Below are 17,858 nucleotides of genomic sequence, written 5' to 3'. Positions count from 1 at the left end.
CCGGCGACCCGCCGCCGGGCGTCGTCCTGGTGGTCCTGCACTCGGGTGGCGGACGTGCGAAAGCAATGACCGGGGCGCTGGAGAAACTCGGAGCCGTGGTGCACCCCTGCGCCAAACTGAAGTCGGGCGACCTCATCGGGTTCATTCGCGGCGAGTTCCGCACCCTCGGGGTCCGGGTGTCGCCGGAAGTGGTGCAGAGCGTGTTCGAAGGAGTCGGCTCGAATCTGCGCGAACTGGCCGCCGCGTGCTCGCAGCTGACGGCCGACACCGGCGGAAAGATCGACGTCGCCGCCGTGCAGCGGTACTACTCGGGCAAGGCCGAGGTGAGCGGATTCGACGTCGCGGACAAGGCCGTCGCCGGCGACACCGCGGGCGCGATCGAGGCGCTGCGCTGGGCGATGCTGCGTGGCGTGCCGCACGTGTTGCTGGCTGACGCGCTGGCCGACGCGGTGCACTCGATCGCCCGGGTGGCCCCGGCGGGGCGGGGAGACCCGTTCCGGATGGCGTCGGAACTCGGCATGCCGCCGTGGAAGATCAAGAAGGCACAGGCCCTCGCGAAGGGATGGACTCCCACATCGGTGGGGGAGGCGCTGCGTATCGTGGCCGCCCTGAACGCCGACGTCAAGGGCGCGTCGGCCGACGCGGACTACGCCGTCGAGAGTGCGGTGGGCCGCGTCTCCCGGCTACGACAGGTCTGACGGAGACACGACAACAGCCGCTCGGTCCGAGGATCGAGCGGCTGTTGGAGAGCCTACGACGGAAGAACCGTCAGATCTTGTTGATCGCCTGCGCGAGAGCAGACTTCTTGTTGGCAGCCTGGTTGGCGTGAATGACGCCCTTGCTGGCTGCCTTGTCGAGCTTGCGGCTGGTGGCGACGAGGAGCTCGTTGGCCTTGTCCTTGTCACCGGCCGCCGCAGCCTCGCGGAACGAGCGGATCGCCGTGCGCAGCGAGGACTTCACCGACTGGTTACGGAGTCGGGCCGCCTCGTTGGTACGGATCCGCTTCACCTGGGACTTGATGTTGGCCACGCGTAAAATCCTGTCGTCTTAAGCTGGTTACGGTCGAGAAAGCTCTGGGCGCACACATATGCACCGACAGGCGAGATTACCAGTGATCGGTGTCCGATCTCAAACCGGCGCCGGACGCGCCGACAAATCCTGCGGCTGTTCTGCTGAACGGGTGTACATGTAGCAGCATGTCTGGGATGACGCCCCCAGCATCGAAGTCGTCAACAGTAACGAAATCGTCGGCAACCTCGAAAGCCCCCGTCCGAAAATCGGGGGGAAGCACGCAGGCGGGTGCGAAGGCATCGGGAACCCAGCCGCGGACGCGGGTGACCGCCCGGCCGCGCAAGCCCGCAGAACCCGCCCACGTGTTCGACGGGTATACGGACATCGGGCGCTACGGGCTGGCGTTCGACGAGATGTTCGACCGCGACGGCACCGTCCGCCCGCCCTACAAGGGTGTATTCAAGGCGCTCGAGCCCGCGGACCGAGCCGACCTCGCCGCCCGATCCGAGGCCCTCGGCAGGGCGTTCATCGACCAGGGCGTGACGTTCTCGCTGTCCGGTCAGGAACGACCCTTCCCGCTCGATCTGGTTCCTCGGGTCATCGCCGCTGCCGAGTGGACGCGTCTCGAGAAGGGCATCAAGCAGCGCGTGCAGGCGCTCGAGATGTTCCTCGACGACGTCTACGGGGAACAGCGCATCCTGCGCGACCACGTGCTCCCGAAGCGGTTGGTCACCTCGTGCGAGCACTTCCACCGGGAGGCCTCGGGGATCGTCCCGCCGAACGGGGTGCGGATCCACGTCGCCGGAATCGACCTCGTCCGCGACGAGAACGGGGTGTTCCGCGTACTGGAGGACAACCTGCGTTCGCCGTCGGGAGTGTCGTACGTCATGGAGAACCGCCGCACGATGGCGCGGGTGTTCCCCGACCTGTTCATGTCGCACCGCGTGCGCTCCGTCGGCGACTACGCCTCCCATCTACTGCGGGCGCTGCGCGCTTCCGCCGCCCTCAACGAGGCCGACCCGACCGTCGTGGTGCTGACGCCCGGTGTCGCGAACTCCGCGTACTTCGAGCATTCGCTGCTCGCGCGCCAGATGGGTGTCGAACTGGTCGAGGGCCGCGACCTGTTCTGCCGCGACAACATGGTCTACATGCGCACGACCGAGGGTGAACGCCAGGTCGACGTCATCTACCGCCGCATCGACGACGACTACCTCGACCCCATGCACTTCCGCCCGGATTCCGTGCTCGGGGTGGCCGGCGTGCTGAACGCGGCCCGGGCGGGCAACGTCGTCATCTCGAGTGCCGTCGGGAACGGGGTCGGTGACGACAAGCTCGTCTACACCTACGTCCCGCAGATCATCGACTACTACCTCGGTGAGAAGCCGTTGCTCGCGAACGTCGACACATTCCGGTGCTGGCTCGACGAGGAGTGCGAACAGGTCCTGGACCGGGTCGACGAACTGGTGATCAAACCGGTGGAGGGTTCCGGCGGCTACGGCATCGTCTTCGGCCCCGACGCGTCGCCCAAGGAACTGAACACGATCGCCCGGAAGATCAAGGCGGACCCGCGCGGGTGGATCGCGCAGCCCGTCGTCCAGCTGTCCACGGTGCCCACCAAGGTCGGGGACGAACTGGTTCCCCGGCACGTCGATCTGCGCCCCTTCGCGGTCAACGACGGTGACGACGTGTGGGTGTTGCCGGGCGGGCTCACCCGCGTGGCCCTGCCCGAAGGGTCCCTCGTCGTGAACTCCAGCCAGGGCGGCGGCAGCAAGGACACGTGGGTGCTCGCGAGCCGGAGCTCCGACGAGGAGCGGGAACTCGCGGGTGAGGAGCTCGTGGCCGAGCCTGCGCAGTCCGCCGAGGCCGAGCAGGGACCCGAACTCAGCACGACTCAACTGCAGCAACAGCAACAGCAACAGCAACAGCAACAGCAACAGGGCCAGGGAGGTGATCGCTGATGCTCGCGAGGAACGCGGAATCGCTGTACTGGATCGGCCGGTACGTCGAACGGGCCGACGACATGGCCCGCATTCTCGACGTCGCCGTGCACCAGCTGCTCGACGACGCCTCGGTGGACCCCGACCGCACCTCCCGGTTGCTGCTGCGGGTGCTCGGCATCGAAGCGCCCGACACCGAGCTCGACGTCCGGTCGGTGACCGAACTGGTGGCGTTCAGCCGCAACCAGGTGGGCTCGATCATCGACTCCCTCGCCAGTGCCCGCGAGAACGCGCGGGGTGCCAGGGAGGTCACGTCCAGCGAAATGTGGGAGTGCCTCAACACCACGTACAACGGCCTCGCCGAACGGGAGCGGGCGTCCAAGCGTCTCGGGCCGCACGAGTTCTTCCGGTACGTGGAGGAGCGCGCGGCGATGTTCGCGGGTCTGGCCGATTCGACGATGAGCCGCGACGACGGATATCGCTTCCTGCTGCTCGGCCGCTCGATCGAACGCGTCGACATGCTCGCGCGGATGCTGTTGTCCCGTGCAGGCGACCGCCCGTCCTCGCCGGCGTGGGTGACGGTGCTGCGCTCCGCGGGAGCCCACGACACCTACCTGCGCACGTACCGCGGCGCGCTGGACGCCAACCGGGTGGTCGAATTCATCCTCCTGGACCGGCTGTTTCCGCGGTCGGTGTTCCACGCCATCCGGCAGGCGGAGTTGTGCCTCGCCGAGCTCGACCACCAGCCCGACAGCCGTGTCGGACCCAGGGCCGAGGCGCAGCGTCTCCTCGGCAGGGCCCGGAGCGAACTCGAGTTCCTGCCGCCCGGCGTTCTCCTCGAGGATCTCCAGGATCGGCTCGCGGGGTTGCAGGAAACCTGCCGCGAGCTCGGAGAAGCCATCGCGCTGCAGTATTTTCACGCCGCGCCGTGGGTGGCGTGGACCGATGCACGGGCCGTCGGCGGCGAAGCCGTCGTGGAGGGAGAGCTGTGAGCTGGCGTATGAGAGTCGTGCACACCACCGGGTATGCCTACGACGCACCGGTCACGTCCTCGTACAACGAGGCGCGACTCACCCCACGCGGTGACAGTAGGCAGACGGTGATCCTGAACCGGGTCGAGACGACGCCGGCGACGCGGTCGTACCGCTACACCGACTATTGGGGCACCGCCGTCACCGCGTTCGATCTCCATGCGCCGCACAAGGAACTCGAGGTCACCGGTCTGTCCGTGGTCGAGACCGAACCGTTCTGGGAGCCGGAGGAGAAGGCGGACTGGGACGAGCTGGCCAGCCCCCCGCTCACCGACCGGTTCAACGAACAGCTCAGCAACACCACGTTCGTGCCGCGCAACCGCAAGCTCGACACCATCGCCCGGGACCTCCGCAAGGGCCGCACCCCCGACGAAGCCGTTGTCGCGGCGGCGGACTGGGTGCATCGGGAGATGGATTACGTTCCGGGCACGACCGGCGTCCACACGTCCGCGGTCGACGCCTGGGCCGAACGGCAGGGCGTCTGCCAGGACTACGCGCACCTGACGCTGGTCCTTTTGCGCAGCATGGGAATTCCGAGTCGCTACGTGTCCGGCTACCTGCACCCGAAACCCGATGCGGCGGTGGACGACACGGTGGCCGGGGAGAGTCACGCGTGGGTCGAGGCGTGGACCGGTGCGTGGTGGGGATACGACCCCACCAACGCCGTCGCGGTGAACGAACAGCACGTGTCGGTGGGTATCGGACGCGACTACGCGGACGTTCCGCCGCTCAAAGGCATCTTCTCCGGTGGCCGGGCGACAGATCTCGAAGTCGTCGTGGAGATCACACGCCTGGCGTAAAGTGCCAGCCAGATCTATCTGTGGAAAGCAGGACTAACGATCCATTTCGACGAAGGTGGGTTCAATGTCTCCAACCGCACAGGAATACGTAGAAGTCGAACCGATCTCGGATCTCAAGAAATACGTAGCAGAGGCGGTCGGAACGTTCGTACTGGTCTTCGCGGCGGTGGGTACGGCGGTCTTCGCCGGAGCCAAGGTCGGGAACCTCGGTGTGGCACTGGCATTCGGACTGACGCTCCTCTTCCTCGTCTACGCCATCGGCCCCATCTCGGGCTGCCACGTCAACCCGGCCGTCACGGTCGGACACCTCGCTCTCGGCCGGTTGTCCGTCGTGAAGGCGGGGTTGTACGTCGTCGCCCAGGTCATCGGCGGTCTCGTCGCCGGTGTGGTGGTCTACGCGATCGCCCAGAGCCTGCCCTCGTACAACCGGGCCGCCGACGGTCTCGGCGCCAACGGCTGGGGCGCCCACAGCCCGTCCGCCATCAAGGGACCGCTCGGCGGGGTCATCGAGAACGGGTACGGCATCGGTGCGGCGATGATCATCGAAGTCCTGCTCACCGCGCTGCTCGTGTTCGTGGTCCTCGCATCCACCGACCAGATCTCCGACGTCCCCCTCGCCGGTGTCTCCATCGGTTTCACGCTCGCCGTGATCCACCTCGTGTCGATCCCGATCGACAACACGTCCGTCAACCCCGCCCGCAGTCTCGCCGTCGCGCCCTACCAGAACGGCGCGCTCGCCCAGGTCTGGCTGTTCATCGTGTTCCCGTTGATCGGTGGCGCGGTGGGAGCGCTGGTGTACCGGTCGCTGTTCGGCCGGTACGACCGACTGCAGAGCTGAGCACCGACGAGCAGGGGCCTGCGGGCCGCAATTCTCACGTGCGTCGTTCTCGCGCTCACCGGGGCGGTCCCGGCGACCGCGACCGCCGAGGACGCACCGCGGCGGGGACCGACATATGTGGCACTCGGCGACTCCCGGGCGTCCGGGCCGCTCATCGAGTTCTCCGCGCACCGCGACCTGTGCCTGCGATCACCGGACCTGAACTACCCGGCGAAGCTGGCGCAGCTGATCGGCGCGGCCACCGTCACCGACGTCACCTGTTCCGCCGCGAAACCCGCCCACGTGATCAGCACGCCGCAGTTCGTGGGGACGGGATTCGCTCCGCCGCAGATCGGCGCGCTCCGCCCGGACACCGACGTCGTGACGCTCAGCATCGGCGGGGGCGGTTCCAATCACCTGCCCGTGTCGGTGCGCTGCGGCGCCGTCGTTCCCGGCACAGATGCCGGTTGCCGCAACGACCCACGGGCGGAGCAACTCGCGGTCGAGGGGATCGCGCAGATGGCGCCCCAGGTCGACGCCGTGGTGGCTGCGATCGTCGCGAAGGCGCCGAACGCCGAGGTCTACCTGATCGGGCACGGCGGTTCCGTCGGACGACGCGGCTGCTGGCCGAACATGCCCGTGTCCGACGCCGACGCGGTCTGGCTCGAGCGATACTTCGCACGGTTCAACCAGATCTACGTCGATGCCGCGGCCCGGTACGGCGTGCACTACGTCGACATCGCGAAGGCCGCCGTGGACGGTGGGCACGACGCCTGCGCGCCGGCGGGACAGCGATGGTTCGAGGGCATCCTGCCGCAGTCACCCGCCGAACCGGCACATCCCAACGCGCTCGCGATGACCGCGATCGCCGAGATGATCGCCGAAGATCTGGGCCGGTGACCGCGTCACTGCCAGCTGAAGTCCGCCCGCAGACGGCGTGCCACGATCTCGAAAGTGTCCCGGGCCATCACGGCACCCTCGCGGCGGATCCCCGCCTCCGGCACGTCCAGCACCCGGTCCAGGCGGATCCAGCTCGGACGGCCCTCCGCATCCCACGCCCCCGAGCCGACCCCGATCCAGTCCCGGTCGCCGTCGTGCTTGCTCTGCGAGGACAGCATCAACCCCAGCAGGGTGTCGCCGTCGCGTCCGACGACGAGCACCGGGCGGTCCTTGCCCTGGCTCGGATCCTCCTCGTACGCCACCCACGTCCAGACGATTTCGCCGGGATCCGCGCGACCGTCCAGGTCGGGGGAGTACTCCACCTTCCGCGCCCGATGGGCTGTCGGGGCGGAGTTCGCGGTGACCGGACGACTCGGGGCCGGCTTCGGCGCGGCGGCCGTCGACCCGGTCAGGACACCGGCCGCGCGGTCCAGCGCGCCGGACTTCTGCAGCTGCTGGAGAAGCTGCGGGCCCTTGTCCCGTGCAAGTCGGCCCAACGTCTTCCCGATGCTGCTCCACGTGCTCGCCATGGCCGCCGAGCTTAGTGCGTGTATGCCGCGGCAGCCGCAACGCGGTGGCTTGGATATCCTGACAGGTGACAGTGGTCCGGAACCGGGCCGGTGCCGGTCCAGGTAAGGGGTCCCCCATCAGCAGCTTCGCCGACAAGACGTTCACGGATCCTGCCCGGATCCGGAATTTCTGCATCATCGCGCACATCGATCACGGCAAGTCGACGCTGGCCGACCGCATGCTGCAGCTCACCGGTGTGGTCGAGGAGCGGCAGATGCGTGCCCAGTACCTCGACCGCATGGACATCGAGCGCGAGCGTGGCATCACGATCAAGGCCCAGAACGTCCGGCTCCCGTGGAAGGTGGGCGACGAGGAGTTCGTCATCCACCTCATCGACACCCCCGGGCACGTCGACTTCACGTACGAGGTCTCGCGCGCACTCGAGGCCTGCGAGGGTGCGGTCCTGCTGGTGGATGCCGCGCAGGGTATCGAGGCCCAGACTCTCGCCAACCTGTACCTGGCGATGGAGAAGGACCTCACCATCATCCCGGTGCTCAACAAGATCGACCTGCCCGCCGCCGACCCCGACCGGTACGCCGAGGAGATCGCGCACATCACCGGGTGCGAGCCGGGTGACGTGCTGCGCGTGTCCGGCAAGACCGGTGTGGGCGTGAAGGAACTGCTCGACGAGGTCGTGCGGCAGATTCCCGCCCCCGTCGGCGACCCCGACGGTCCGGCGCGCGCCATGATCTTCGACTCCGTGTACGACGCCTACCGCGGAGTCGTCACCTACGTGCGCGTCGTCGACGGCCGGATCTCGCCGCGCGAGAAGATCACCATGATGTCGACGGGCACCACCCACGATCTGATCGAGGTCGGCATCATCTCGCCCGAACCGAAGGCCAGTATCGGCCTCGGCGTCGGCGAGGTGGGTTACCTCATCACCGGTGTGAAGGACGTCCGGCAGTCGCGGGTCGGCGACACGGTCACCGCCGCGCGCGGCGGTGCGACCGAACCCCTCGTGGGGTACCGCGACCCCAAGCCGATGGTCTACTCCGGCCTCTACCCGCTCGACGGTTCGGATTACCCGGTGCTGCGCGACGCCCTGGACAAGTTGCGGCTCAACGACGCCGCCCTGGCCTACGAGCCGGAGACGTCGGTGGCGCTCGGGTTCGGGTTCCGTTGCGGATTCCTCGGACTGCTGCACATGGAGATCACCCGCGACCGCCTCGAGCGCGAATTCGGGCTCGAACTGATCTCGACCTCGCCGAACGTCGTGTATCGGGTGGTGATGGAGGACGGCTCCGAGCACGTCGTCACCAACCCGTCGTACTGGCCCGAGGGCAAGATCCGCGAGGTCTACGAGCCGATGGTGAAGTGCACCGTCATCGCGCCGAGCGAGTTCATCGGCGCGATCATGGAGCTCTGCCAGAACCGGCGCGGCGAACTCGGCGGCATGGACTACCTGTCCGAGACCCGGGTCGAGCTTCGCTACGAGATGCCCATGGGCGAGATCATGTTCGACTTCTTCGATGCCCTGAAGTCGCGCACCAAGGGGTACGCCAGCCTCGACTACGAGGAGGCCGGCGAGCAGCAGGCCGACCTGGTGAAGGTGGACATCCTGCTGCAGGGTGAGGCGGTCGACGCGTTCTCGTCGATCGTGCACCGCTCCGCGGCCGGCGCGTACGGCGGACGGATGACGTCGAAGCTGCGTGAGCTGATTCCCCGGCAGCAGTTCGAGGTGCCGATCCAGGCGGCGATCGGGTCGAAGATCATCTCGCGTGAGAACATCCGCGCGATCCGCAAGGACGTGCTCGCCAAGTGCTACGGCGGCGACATCAGCCGTAAGCGCAAGCTGCTCGAGAAGCAGAAGGAAGGCAAGAAGCGGATGAAGACGATCGGCCGGGTCGAGGTTCCGCAGGAGGCCTTCGTGGCGGCGTTGTCGTCCGAATCGGTCGGGGACAAGCCGAAGAAGTAACGCGACCGCTCGGTTGTTCTCCTCCGTCGACGTCTGATCGAAAGGACGTCTGATCGAAAGTAGGTGCGGCACGTGGCCCTCGAAACCTGGCTCACCCGGACACTGGGAATCGAGGTACCGATCTTCGGAGCCCCGATGGGCGGACGGGCCGGCGGGGCCCTCGTCGGCGAGGTGTCGAAGGCGGGTGGGCTCGGCCTGCTCGGCGCGGCGCGCTACGCCACCCCGGAGTGGGTGGCGAAGGAGACGGCGGTCGCGCGGAGCATCGGCGGCGACGCCCTCGGGATCGGGTTGATGACCTGGGCGCTCGACGACGACGACGCTCTGCTCGACGCCGCGCTGGCGGAGAACCCGCGGGTCGTGTCGCTGTCGTTCGGTGATCCCGCCCCGTACGTGGAGCGGGTACACGCCATCGGAGCGCTCGTGGTGTCGCAGGTGAACACGATCGACGATCTACGCGTCGTGGAGGCGGCGGGCGTCGATTTCGTCGTCGCCCAGGGCGGCGAGGCGGGCGGCCACACCGGCCGGATCGGGACGTTGCCGCTGCTACAGGAGATCCTGGACGCCACCGCGCTGCCCGTGCTCGCCGCGGGCGGTATCGCGACCGGCCGCGGTCTCGCCGCCGTTCTCGCCGCCGGGGCGGACGGCGCGATGATCGGGACGGCACTGCTGGCCAGCCCCGAAACCATCGGACCGGACTACGCCCGCGACAAGCTGATTGCGGCGGGCAGCGCCGACACCGTGTACACGTCGGTGTTCGACCAGGCGCGCAGCCAGCCGTGGCCGGCCCGGTGGGGTGGCCGGGCCCTGAGCAACGAGTTCACGTCCCGCTGGCACGGCGCACACGCCCCCGACGCCGAACTCGCCACGGCCTACGACCCCGCGAATCCCGACCTCGGTGTCGTGTACGCCGGGGAGGCGGCGGGTCTCGTCACATCGGAGCGGCCGGCGGGTGTCGTGGTGCGGCAGATCGCCGCTGACGCGGAGCGGTTGCTGCACCGTTTCGCGGAATAGCCCGTAGCGCCGAATCCTCGGCCGGATCACCCCTCAACCGGAGGCGGTCGGCGCCTGATCACACCGCGTAGTGGGCGGGGTGGAAGCCGCTCGCCGCGGCCTCCTCGGCGCGGATGACGTGAACGACCGCGTTGATCAACGCCAGATGGGTGAACGCCTGCGGGAAGTTGCCCAGGTGCCGGCCCGACTCGGGATCGATCTCCTCCGCGTACAACTCGAGGGGGCTGGCGAACCCGAGGAGCCGCTCGCACAGGCGTTTGGCGCGGTCGAGCTCACCGATCTCCACGAGCGCCGACACGAGCCAGAACGAACAGATCGTGAACGTGCCCTCCTTGCCCGTCAGCCCGTCGTCCGTGGTCTCCACCCGGTAGCGCAGCACCAGCCCGCCCTCGGTCAGCTCGTCCGCGATGGCGAGCACGGTGGCGCGGATGCGCGGGTCGTCGGCGGGCAGGAACCGCAGGAGCGGAGCGAGGAGGAGTGAGGCGTCGAGTTCGTCGCTGCCGTACCGCTGGGTGAGGACTCCGCGTGCGTCGACGCCGTGCTCGAGAATGTCGGCCTTGATCTCGTCGGCGAGTTCGGCCCACTGGTCCGCGTAACTCGTCTCGCCCTGCTGTTCGGCGAGTTTCGCGCCCCGGTCGAGCGCCACCCAGCACATGATCTTCGACGATGTGAAGTGCTGCGGCTCGCCGCGCACCTCCCAGATGCCGCGGTCGGGGAGCTGCCAGTGCTCGATCGCCTCCTCGACCTGACGTTTGAGCATCGGCCACAGCGTCTCGGGCACCCGCTCGCGCGATCGCACGTGCAGGTACACGGAATCGAGGATCGTTCCCCAGATGTCGTGCTGGTCCTGGTCGTACGCACCGTTTCCGATCCGGACCGGACGCGCGCCGTCGTGGCCGGACAGGTGCGGCAGCTCCTCCTCGACGAGGGTCCGCTCGCCGCCGACGCCGTACATCACCTGCAGCGGCCGGTACTTGCCGTCGTCGGCACTGGACACGTCGTAGAGGAACGCGAAGAAATCGTCGGCCTCCCGGTCGAGTCCGAGGCTGTACAGACCCCACAGGGCGAACGTCGAATCGCGCACCCACGCGTAGCGGTAGTCCCAGTTCCGTTCGCCCCCGGGGGTTTCCGGAAGCGACGTGGTCGACGCGGCGAGCAGTGCGCCGGTGGGGGCGTACGTCAACCCCTTCAGGGCCAGGGCGCTGCGTTGCAGGTAGCCACGCCACTTGTGGTCGGGGAATCGGCCGGTCGTGATCCATTCCCGCCAGAACTTCGCCGTCTGCCACATCTTCTCGGCGGCCTCGTCGTACGTCTGCGGCGCAGGCAGGTGCGACCAGGACAGTGCGACGAACACGTTGTCGTCCTCGACCATCCGGGTCCGGGCGCGGGCCTCGCGCCCTTCCAGCCCGAGCTTCATGTTGCTGGTCAGCCGGAGTGTCGGGTGGTCGCCCGGACCGCTCGACTTGCAGGTGGCGGTGGCTTCCTCGTAGACCTTGCCGGTGTACTCCCACACCGCGTCGCCGCGGTGGTAGTCGAACGCGGGCTCGCAGCTCATCTCGAGGTCCACGGTGCCGTTCACGCACTTGACGGTCCGCAGCAGGACGTGTTCGGCATCCCAGTCCGTGGGGGTGCGGCGGCGGGAGCGGGACCGCTGCTCCACGTTGTGCCACGGGCCGAGCACGAGTGCGTCGCGGACGATCAGCCATCCCGTCTCGGTCTGCCACGTCGTTTCGACGATCAGTCCGCCCGGCAGGTAGCGGCGGGCGGCGGGCACGTTCTGCCCGTACGGTGCGATCCGGAAGTGGCCGGCGCTGCGGTCGAGGACGGCGCCGAAGATGCTGGGAGAGTCGGGCCGGGGGATGCACATCCACTCGACGGCCCCGTTCCGGGCGATCAGGCAGGTGGTCTCACAGTCCGACAGGAATGCGTAATCGTCGATCGGCGGAAACGCGCGACGGTGGCGATGCGCGGCGGAGCGGGGCCGGTCGTCCGAGTGCGCGTCGAGAGACACCATCTGCTCATCATCGGCCGTCGTCGTCGCGGCGTCCACCTGTGCGCCGACCACGTGCCGGCGAACGATAGGGTGGCACGGTGGACCGGATGGCGAGTTGGTGGGACGGCTTCGAGCTGTGGATCGCCGGGCTCCCGTTCGTTCCGCAGGTCGCTCTCGTGCTGCTGGTGATGGTGCCGGTGTGCCGAGGACTGGCGTGGCTGCTCGATCGTGGCCTGGCCGCAGTCTTCGTCCTGCTCAGACGGGACGTCTCGAAGGTGGAGGAACCCTGATGCCGCGCTCACGCGTCACACTCGCGCTGCTCGCGCTGCTCGTCCTCGTCGTCGTCGCATGGCTGGTCACCCGGTAAATCCCGTTCGATGTGGGCGGTTGGTTCAGCCTCTGCTACAGTCCACGGCGTGTCTGAAGCCGCTGTACACCAGGTCCGCCATGAATTGGCGTTGATCGCTGTCGGCATGCTCGCAGTCGCCGACATCGACTGTTGTTGATTTCTCCTCGCACACAGCACTGCGCGCGGGTGACACCGTGCACGCTCGACCGGTCTCGCGCTGCTGATTTTCGTTCGCATTCCCGATTCCCGCTCGGGCGATCCGTGCGCTCCTCCTCTCGCACCACCCCTCACGTTTTTCGCACCACCCCTCTGTGACAGATCCCCAGGAAGGTTTCTCCCATGAAACGCCGTTCTCGTAGTCTTCTCACGGCCCTCGTGACGCTCGGAGCTGTGGCGCTGACCGCGTGCAGCGGCGGCGCCAGCGACACCGCCGGCGGCGACTCGGCCGGTGCCGACGGCAGCGCAGGCACCATCAACCTGTACGCATACGCCGTTCCGAAGCCGGGCTTCGACAAGCTGATCCCCGCGTTCAACGCCACCGACGAGGGCAAGGGCGTGGCCTTCCAGCCGTCCTACGGTGCCTCCGGTGACCAGTCCCGCAAGGTCAAGGACGGCGCCGAGGCCGACTTCGTCAACTTCTCGGTCGAACCCGACATCACCCGCCTCGTCGACGCCGGCCTGGTGGACAAGAGCTGGAACCAGGACGCCTACAACGGGATTCCGTTCGGTTCGGTCGTCACCATCGTCGTGCGCGAGGGCAACCCGAAGAACATCCACGACTGGGACGACCTGTTGCGTCCCGACGTCGAGGTCGTGACCCCCAACCCGTTCAGCTCCGGATCCGCGAAGTGGAACCTGCTCGCACCGTACGCGGCGAAGAGCAACGGCGGCCAGGACCCGGACGCCGGTCTGGCCTACATCACCTCGCTGGTGAACGACCACGTGAAGATTCAGCCGAAGTCGGGCCGCGAGGCGTCGGAGGCGTTCCTGCAGGGCACCGGTGACGTGCTGCTCAGCTACGAGAACGAGGCGCTGTTCATCGAGGGCAACGGTGACCCCGTCGAGCACGTGACCCCGCCGACCACGTTCAAGATCGAGAACCCGGTCGCGGTGCTGTCGAACAGCAAGAACCTGGAGAAGGCCAACGCGTTCAAGGACTTCCTCTACACCACCGAGGGCCAGAAGCTGTGGGGCGAGGCCGGATTCCGCCCGGTCGATCCCGCGGTGGCCGCGGAGTTCGCCGACAAGTTCCCGGAGCCGGCCAAGCTGTGGACCATCGCCGATCTCGGCGGCTGGTCCAAGGTCGACTCCGAGGTGTTCGCCAAGGACACCGGGTCCATCGCAGTGATCTACGACAACGCAACCAAGTAAGACCGACATGAGCGACACGACGACGGCGACGGGCGGACGCGGCACCACGGTGCCGTCTCCGCCCGTTCCGCCTACGCGCAAGAAGGTCGCCCGGGTCACCGGTGCGGTGGGACCGCTCGGCATCGGCATCGCGACGCTCTGGCTGAGCATCATCGTGGTCCTGCCGCTCGCCGCGCTCACCGTCGCCTCGTTCGGCGACGGAATCGGCGGCTTCGTGGACGCGATCACCTCGCCCGTGGCGGTGGCGTCCCTGCGCGTCACCGTCGTGGTGTCGGTGGTGGTGGCCGTGATCAACGTGATCATGGGCACGCTCATCGCGTGGGTTCTGGTGCGCGACGAGTTTCCCGGCAAGCGGGCCGTCAACGCGCTGATCGACCTGCCGTTCGCGCTGCCGACCATCGTGGCCAGCATCGTGCTGCTGTCGCTGTACGGCCCGGAGAGCCCGATCGGCGTCCACCTCAACGCGACGCAGCCCGGTCTGATCGTGGCACTGGCATTCGTGACATTGCCGTTCGTCGTCCGCTCGGTGCAGCCGGTGCTGATCGAGGTGGACAGGGAAGTCGAGGAGGCCGCGGCCTCACTCGGCGCGGACAACGTGACGATCTTCCGGAGAGTCGTGCTGCCCACCCTGACCCCGGCGATCATCAGCGGCGCGGGGCTCGCGTTCGCCCGCGCGATCGGCGAGTACGGATCCGTCGTCCTGATCGGCGGAAACATTCCCCGAGAGACCCAGGTCGCTTCCCAGTACATTCAACAGCAGATCGAAATCGATCGGCCGGCCGCCGCGGCGGCCGTGTCGGTGGCTCTCCTGGCCATCGCGTTCGTGACGTTGTTCGCCCTCCGGGTCTTCGCCAGCCGGGGGCAGCGTCGTGAGGAGCAGGCGGAATGAAGCTCTCTGGGTCCACCCGGATCACCCTGCGCGCAGTCGCGCTGCTCTACCTGTTCGGCCTGCTGGTGGTGCCGATCGTCATCATCCTGTTCCGTACGTTCGAGAACGGGATCGGCGCCTTCATCCAGTCGATCAGCACCCCCGCCGCGATCTCCGCGCTCAACCTGTCCCTGCTGATCGTGGCCATCGTCGTCCCGGTCAACGTGGTGTTCGGGATCGTGACGGCACTTGCGCTGGTGAGGGGCCGCTTCCCCGGCCGCGGCCTGGTGCAGGCGGTGGTCGACCTGCCGTTCGCCGTCTCACCCATCGTGGTCGGTGTGTCGCTGATCCTGCTGTGGGGTGCCAACGGCTGGTTCGGCGGGCTCGAATCGCTGGGGTTCAAGGTGATCTTCGGGCTGCCCGGCATGGTCATCGCCACCCTCTTCGTGACGTTGCCGTTCGTCGTGCGGGAGGTGGAACCCGTCCTGCACGAGATCGGCGAGGAACAGGAACAGGCCGCCGCGACGCTCGGCGCGAGCCGCTGGCAGACGTTCTGGCTGATCACACTGCCCGCCATCCGCTGGGGCCTGACCTACGGTGTGGTCCTGACCGTCGCCCGCTCGCTGGGCGAGTTCGGTGCGGTGATCATGGTGTCCTCGGGCTTCCCCGGTGTGTCCCAGACCCTGACCCTGCTCGTGCACTCGCGCTACATCGACGACCACAACACGTTCGGTGCGTACTCCGCAGCCACCCTGCTGATGGGCATTGCGCTGATCACCCTGCTTCTGATGACTCTGCTCGACCGCAAGAGGAGCACCACATGATTACCGTGACCGGCGCCCGGAAGAACTACGGGTCCTTTGCTGCTCTCGACGACGTCACCATCGACATCCCCTCGGGTTCGCTGACCGCGCTCCTCGGGCCGAGTGGTTCGGGCAAGTCGACGCTGCTCCGATCCATCGCCGGCCTGGAGTCCCTCGACTCCGGCACCGTCGTGATCGGCGGGAACGACGTCACCGACATCTCCCCGCAGAAGCGGGACATCGGCTTCGTGTTCCAGCACTACGCGGCGTTCAAGCACATGACGGTGCGCGACAACGTCGCGTTCGGTCTGAAGATCCGCAAGCGGCCCAAGCCGGAGATCGACCGGAAGGTCAACGAGCTTCTCGAGATCGTCGGCCTCGACGGCTTCCAGCACCGCTATCCGGCGCAGCTGTCGGGCGGTCAGCGTCAGCGGATGGCGCTCGCACGGGCCCTTGCCGTGGACCCGAAGGTGCTTCTCCTCGACGAGCCGTTCGGCGCGCTCGATGCGAAGGTCCGCACGGATCTGCGCACCTGGCTGCGCCGCCTGCACGACGAGGTGCACGTGACCACCGTGCTGGTCACCCACGACCAGGAGGAGGCGCTCGACGTCGCCGACCGGATCGCGGTCCTCAACAAGGGCCGGATCGAGCAGATCGGCGAGCCGGAGGACCTCTACGACCGTCCGCGCAACGACTTCGTGATGTCGTTCCTCGGGTCGGTGGCCAAGCTCAACGGTCAGCTGGTCCGGCCGCACGACATCCGCCTCGGCCGCGATCCCGACCTGGCCCTCGCGCAGGAGGCCGGCACGGCCGAATCGCTCGGCGTCACGCGGGCCACCGTCGAGCGAGTGGTGCACCTGGGATTCGAGGTGCGGGTGGATCTGCGTAACGAGGCGACCGGTGAACCGTTCTCCGCGCAGGTGACTCGTGGCGACAGCGCGGCGCTCGGCCTGCAGGAGGGCGAGACCGTGTACGCGCGCGCGACGCGGGCACCCGAACTCCCGGAGGCCGAAGTTCCGGTCTCCCTGTAACTCCCCGCCGATGTAGGAGGCGACTGTGGCGACCCCGGTGAATCCCGTCCGTGACAACGTTCTGATCGTGCATTGGCACGATCTGGGCCGTCATCTCGGGTGTTACGGCGCGTCGGGGGTGCGGAGTCCGAACCTGGACCGGCTCGCGGCGGAGGGTGTGCTGCTGACGGACGCGCATGCGGCGGCGCCGCTGTGCTCGCCGTCGCGTGGCGCCCTGTTCTCGGGCCGGTACCCGCACAGCAACGGGCTGATCGGCCTCGCACACCACGGCTGGCAGTACCACGACGACGTCCGCACGCTGCCGTCCCTGTTGGCGGAGGCGGGCTGGTACACGGCACTCTTCGGGATGCAGCACGAGACCGCGTATCCCAAGCGGCTCGGCTTCCACGAGTACGACGTGACGAACTCGTACTGCGAATACGTCACCGATCGGGCGTCGCGGTGGCTGGCGCGGTTCCCTCCGCAACCGTTCCTGCTGACCGCAGGTTTCTTCGAGACGCACCGCCCGTACCCGCTCGACCGGTATGTCCCCGCCGATCCCGAGGGTTTCGACGTTCCGTCGTACCTGCCCGACCGGCCGGAGGTCCGCGAGGATCTGGCCGGATTCCACGGGTCGATCGAGGTGGCCGATGCGGCCGTCGGCAGGTTGCTGCAGACGCTGGACGACGAGGGGCTCGACGACAGCACGTGGGTCGTGTTCCTCACCGACCACGGCGAGGCGTTCCCCGGTGCGAAGTCGACACTGTATGCGCCGGGCACGGGAATTGCGACGATCATCCGGCCACCACGGAGGTTGCGGGCGGCGCCCCGCGTCTACGACGACCTGTTCAGCGGGGTGGATCTGGTTCCCACCCTCCTCGATCTGCTGGGGGTCCCGATCCCCGCGGCCGTGGAGGGCGTCTCCCACGCCGGGCAGTTGCTGGGCCGGTCGGAGTCGACGGCGCGCGACGTCCTGTTCACGGAGAAGACCTTCCACGACAGCTTCGATCCCATTCGCGCGGTGCGCACCAAGCAGTTCAGCTACATCGAGAACTACGCACCCCGGCCCAAGCTCGATCTGCCCCTCGACATCGAGAACAGCCTGTCCGGTGCGGCGCTGGGCACCGAGCATCTCCGGCCGCGTCCGAGCCGGGAACTCTACGACCTGGTCGCCGATCCCGGCGAGCGCGACAACCTGGCCGACACCGAGGACTTCGCCGGGACACAGGCCGAGTTGGCGCTGGAACTCGCGACGTGGCGGCGGGCGACGGGCGACTCGATCCCGAGCGAGGCGGAGGGAACGGCCTACGCCCGGAAGGCCATGGAGGAATATCTCGCCACACTCGGCCGGGTGCCGGACGTGCGTTCGGCCTACAGTTCGGAACGCGGAATCCTCGACGAGCCCCGGAGCGACGTAGCCGCCGGGTAGT

At 67.9% G+C, this 17,858-nt stretch carries 18 protein-coding genes; 15 read left to right on the top strand and 3 right to left on the bottom strand.

The window, feature by feature from the left end; translation table 11 throughout:
* Positions 1-698, top strand: a 698-nt coding sequence (gene holA / locus AZG88_RS09925; protein ID WP_061697584.1) for a DNA polymerase III subunit delta, incomplete at its 5' end; no start/stop codon positions are given.
* A gap of 70 nt (positions 699-768) precedes the next feature.
* Here holA and rpsT read toward each other — a convergent pair.
* Positions 769-1,029: a 30S ribosomal protein S20 gene (gene rpsT / locus AZG88_RS09920; RefSeq protein WP_005248015.1), complete on the bottom strand. Its 261-nt coding sequence runs from the start codon at positions 1,027-1,029 to the stop codon at positions 769-771.
* A 305-nt stretch (positions 1,030-1,334) separates the two neighbouring features.
* Between rpsT and AZG88_RS09915 the strand changes: the two genes are divergently transcribed.
* The 5 genes from AZG88_RS09915 (at position 1,335) to AZG88_RS09895 (ending at position 6,496) form a co-directional block, all read left to right on the top strand.
* Positions 1,335-2,969: a circularly permuted type 2 ATP-grasp protein gene (locus AZG88_RS09915; RefSeq protein WP_061697580.1), complete on the top strand. Its 1,635-nt coding sequence runs from the start codon at positions 1,335-1,337 to the stop codon at positions 2,967-2,969.
* A complete protein-coding gene (locus AZG88_RS09910) occupies positions 2,969-3,940 on the top strand; it encodes an alpha-E domain-containing protein (RefSeq protein ID WP_005248011.1) in 972 nt (323 codons plus the stop codon). Before AZG88_RS09915 ends, AZG88_RS09910 begins: the two co-directional genes overlap by 1 nt.
* Before the next feature lie 8 nt (positions 3,941-3,948).
* On the top strand, positions 3,949-4,779 hold the full coding sequence (locus AZG88_RS09905) for a transglutaminase family protein (protein ID WP_025432933.1): 831 nt from the start codon (positions 3,949-3,951) through the stop codon (positions 4,777-4,779).
* A 64-nt stretch (positions 4,780-4,843) separates the two neighbouring features.
* Positions 4,844-5,617: an aquaporin gene (locus AZG88_RS09900; RefSeq protein ID WP_025432932.1), complete on the top strand. Its 774-nt coding sequence runs from the start codon at positions 4,844-4,846 to the stop codon at positions 5,615-5,617.
* Positions 5,618-5,734: 117 nt separating this feature from the next.
* Positions 5,735-6,496, top strand: coding sequence for an SGNH/GDSL hydrolase family protein (locus AZG88_RS09895; protein ID WP_005248005.1), 762 nt, complete (start codon positions 5,735-5,737; stop codon positions 6,494-6,496).
* A gap of 5 nt (positions 6,497-6,501) precedes the next feature.
* Here AZG88_RS09895 and AZG88_RS09890 read toward each other — a convergent pair whose 3' ends face one another.
* Positions 6,502-7,065: a type II toxin-antitoxin system PemK/MazF family toxin gene (locus AZG88_RS09890; RefSeq protein WP_005248003.1), complete on the bottom strand. Its 564-nt coding sequence runs from the start codon at positions 7,063-7,065 to the stop codon at positions 6,502-6,504.
* A 65-nt stretch (positions 7,066-7,130) separates the two neighbouring features.
* Here AZG88_RS09890 and lepA point away from each other — a divergent pair, with 65 nt between their 5' ends.
* The gene (gene lepA, locus AZG88_RS09885; protein WP_005575144.1) at positions 7,131-9,023 is read left to right on the top strand and encodes a translation elongation factor 4; all 1,893 of its coding nucleotides are present in this window, start codon (positions 7,131-7,133) and stop codon (positions 9,021-9,023) included.
* Between the two features lie 72 nt (positions 9,024-9,095).
* Positions 9,096-10,034 (top strand): NAD(P)H-dependent flavin oxidoreductase, encoded by a 939-nt coding sequence (locus AZG88_RS09880; RefSeq protein WP_025432931.1) that lies wholly within the window; start codon positions 9,096-9,098, stop codon positions 10,032-10,034.
* A gap of 58 nt (positions 10,035-10,092) precedes the next feature.
* Here AZG88_RS09880 and AZG88_RS09875 read toward each other — a convergent pair whose 3' ends face one another.
* Positions 10,093-12,048, bottom strand: a complete 1,956-nt coding sequence (locus tag AZG88_RS09875; protein ID WP_025432930.1) for a glycoside hydrolase family 15 protein — start codon at positions 12,046-12,048, stop codon at positions 10,093-10,095.
* 86 nt (positions 12,049-12,134) lie between these two features.
* Between AZG88_RS09875 and AZG88_RS09870 the strand changes: the two genes are divergently transcribed.
* From AZG88_RS09870 to AZG88_RS09845, 7 genes are all read left to right on the top strand, one after another.
* The gene (locus tag AZG88_RS09870) at positions 12,135-12,317 is read left to right on the top strand and encodes a hypothetical protein (protein WP_005247996.1); all 183 of its coding nucleotides are present in this window, start codon (positions 12,135-12,137) and stop codon (positions 12,315-12,317) included.
* A gap of 87 nt (positions 12,318-12,404) precedes the next feature.
* Positions 12,405-12,533, top strand: coding sequence for an Ms4533A family Cys-rich leader peptide (locus AZG88_RS55510; protein WP_368681004.1), 129 nt, complete (start codon positions 12,405-12,407; stop codon positions 12,531-12,533).
* A 182-nt stretch (positions 12,534-12,715) separates the two neighbouring features.
* Positions 12,716-13,747: a sulfate ABC transporter substrate-binding protein gene (locus AZG88_RS09865; RefSeq protein WP_005247990.1), complete on the top strand. Its 1,032-nt coding sequence runs from the start codon at positions 12,716-12,718 to the stop codon at positions 13,745-13,747.
* 7 nt (positions 13,748-13,754) lie between these two features.
* Positions 13,755-14,636 (top strand): sulfate ABC transporter permease subunit CysT, encoded by an 882-nt coding sequence (gene cysT / locus AZG88_RS09860; RefSeq protein WP_005247989.1) that lies wholly within the window; start codon positions 13,755-13,757, stop codon positions 14,634-14,636.
* Entirely contained in the window at positions 14,633-15,439 is an 807-nt protein-coding gene (gene cysW, locus AZG88_RS09855; protein WP_005247987.1) for a sulfate ABC transporter permease subunit CysW, read from the top strand. Before cysT ends, cysW begins: the two co-directional genes overlap by 4 nt.
* Positions 15,436-16,449, top strand: coding sequence for a sulfate/molybdate ABC transporter ATP-binding protein (locus AZG88_RS09850; RefSeq protein WP_025432929.1), 1,014 nt, complete (start codon positions 15,436-15,438; stop codon positions 16,447-16,449). The genes cysW and AZG88_RS09850 overlap by 4 nt, the downstream gene beginning before the upstream one ends.
* Before the next feature lie 25 nt (positions 16,450-16,474).
* Entirely contained in the window at positions 16,475-17,857 is a 1,383-nt protein-coding gene (locus tag AZG88_RS09845; protein WP_005247983.1) for a sulfatase family protein, read from the top strand.
* The last annotated feature ends 1 nt before the right edge of the window (position 17,858 follow it).

The sequence above is a fragment of the Rhodococcus sp. LB1 genome (assembly GCF_001583455.1).
Lineage (GTDB): Bacteria > Actinomycetota > Actinomycetes > Mycobacteriales > Mycobacteriaceae > Rhodococcus_F > Rhodococcus_F opacus.
This window is presented reverse-complemented; position numbering and strand designations above follow the sequence as displayed.

Excerpts from the sequence above, each read along its gene's own strand:
- AZG88_RS09870 (WP_005247996.1), top strand. The coding sequence starts at position 12,135 with ATGGCGAGTTGGTGGGACGGCTTCGAGCTGTGGATCGCCGGGCTCCCG.
- AZG88_RS09910 (WP_005248011.1), top strand. The coding sequence starts at position 2,969 with ATGCTCGCGAGGAACGCGGAATCGCTGTACTGGATCGGCCGGTACGTC.
- AZG88_RS09865 (WP_005247990.1), top strand. The coding sequence starts at position 12,716 with ATGAAACGCCGTTCTCGTAGTCTTCTCACGGCCCTCGTGACGCTCGGA.
- AZG88_RS09900 (WP_025432932.1), top strand. The coding sequence starts at position 4,844 with ATGTCTCCAACCGCACAGGAATACGTAGAAGTCGAACCGATCTCGGAT.
- AZG88_RS09890 (WP_005248003.1), bottom strand. The coding sequence starts at position 7,065 with ATGGCGAGCACGTGGAGCAGCATCGGGAAGACGTTGGGCCGACTTGCA.
- cysW (WP_005247987.1), top strand. The coding sequence starts at position 14,633 with ATGAAGCTCTCTGGGTCCACCCGGATCACCCTGCGCGCAGTCGCGCTG.
- cysT (WP_005247989.1), top strand. The coding sequence starts at position 13,755 with ATGAGCGACACGACGACGGCGACGGGCGGACGCGGCACCACGGTGCCG.
- AZG88_RS09905 (WP_025432933.1), top strand. The coding sequence starts at position 3,949 with ATGAGAGTCGTGCACACCACCGGGTATGCCTACGACGCACCGGTCACG.
- AZG88_RS09875 (WP_025432930.1), bottom strand. The coding sequence starts at position 12,048 with ATGGTGTCTCTCGACGCGCACTCGGACGACCGGCCCCGCTCCGCCGCG.
- AZG88_RS55510 (WP_368681004.1), top strand. The coding sequence starts at position 12,405 with ATGTGGGCGGTTGGTTCAGCCTCTGCTACAGTCCACGGCGTGTCTGAA.
- AZG88_RS09850 (WP_025432929.1), top strand. The coding sequence starts at position 15,436 with ATGATTACCGTGACCGGCGCCCGGAAGAACTACGGGTCCTTTGCTGCT.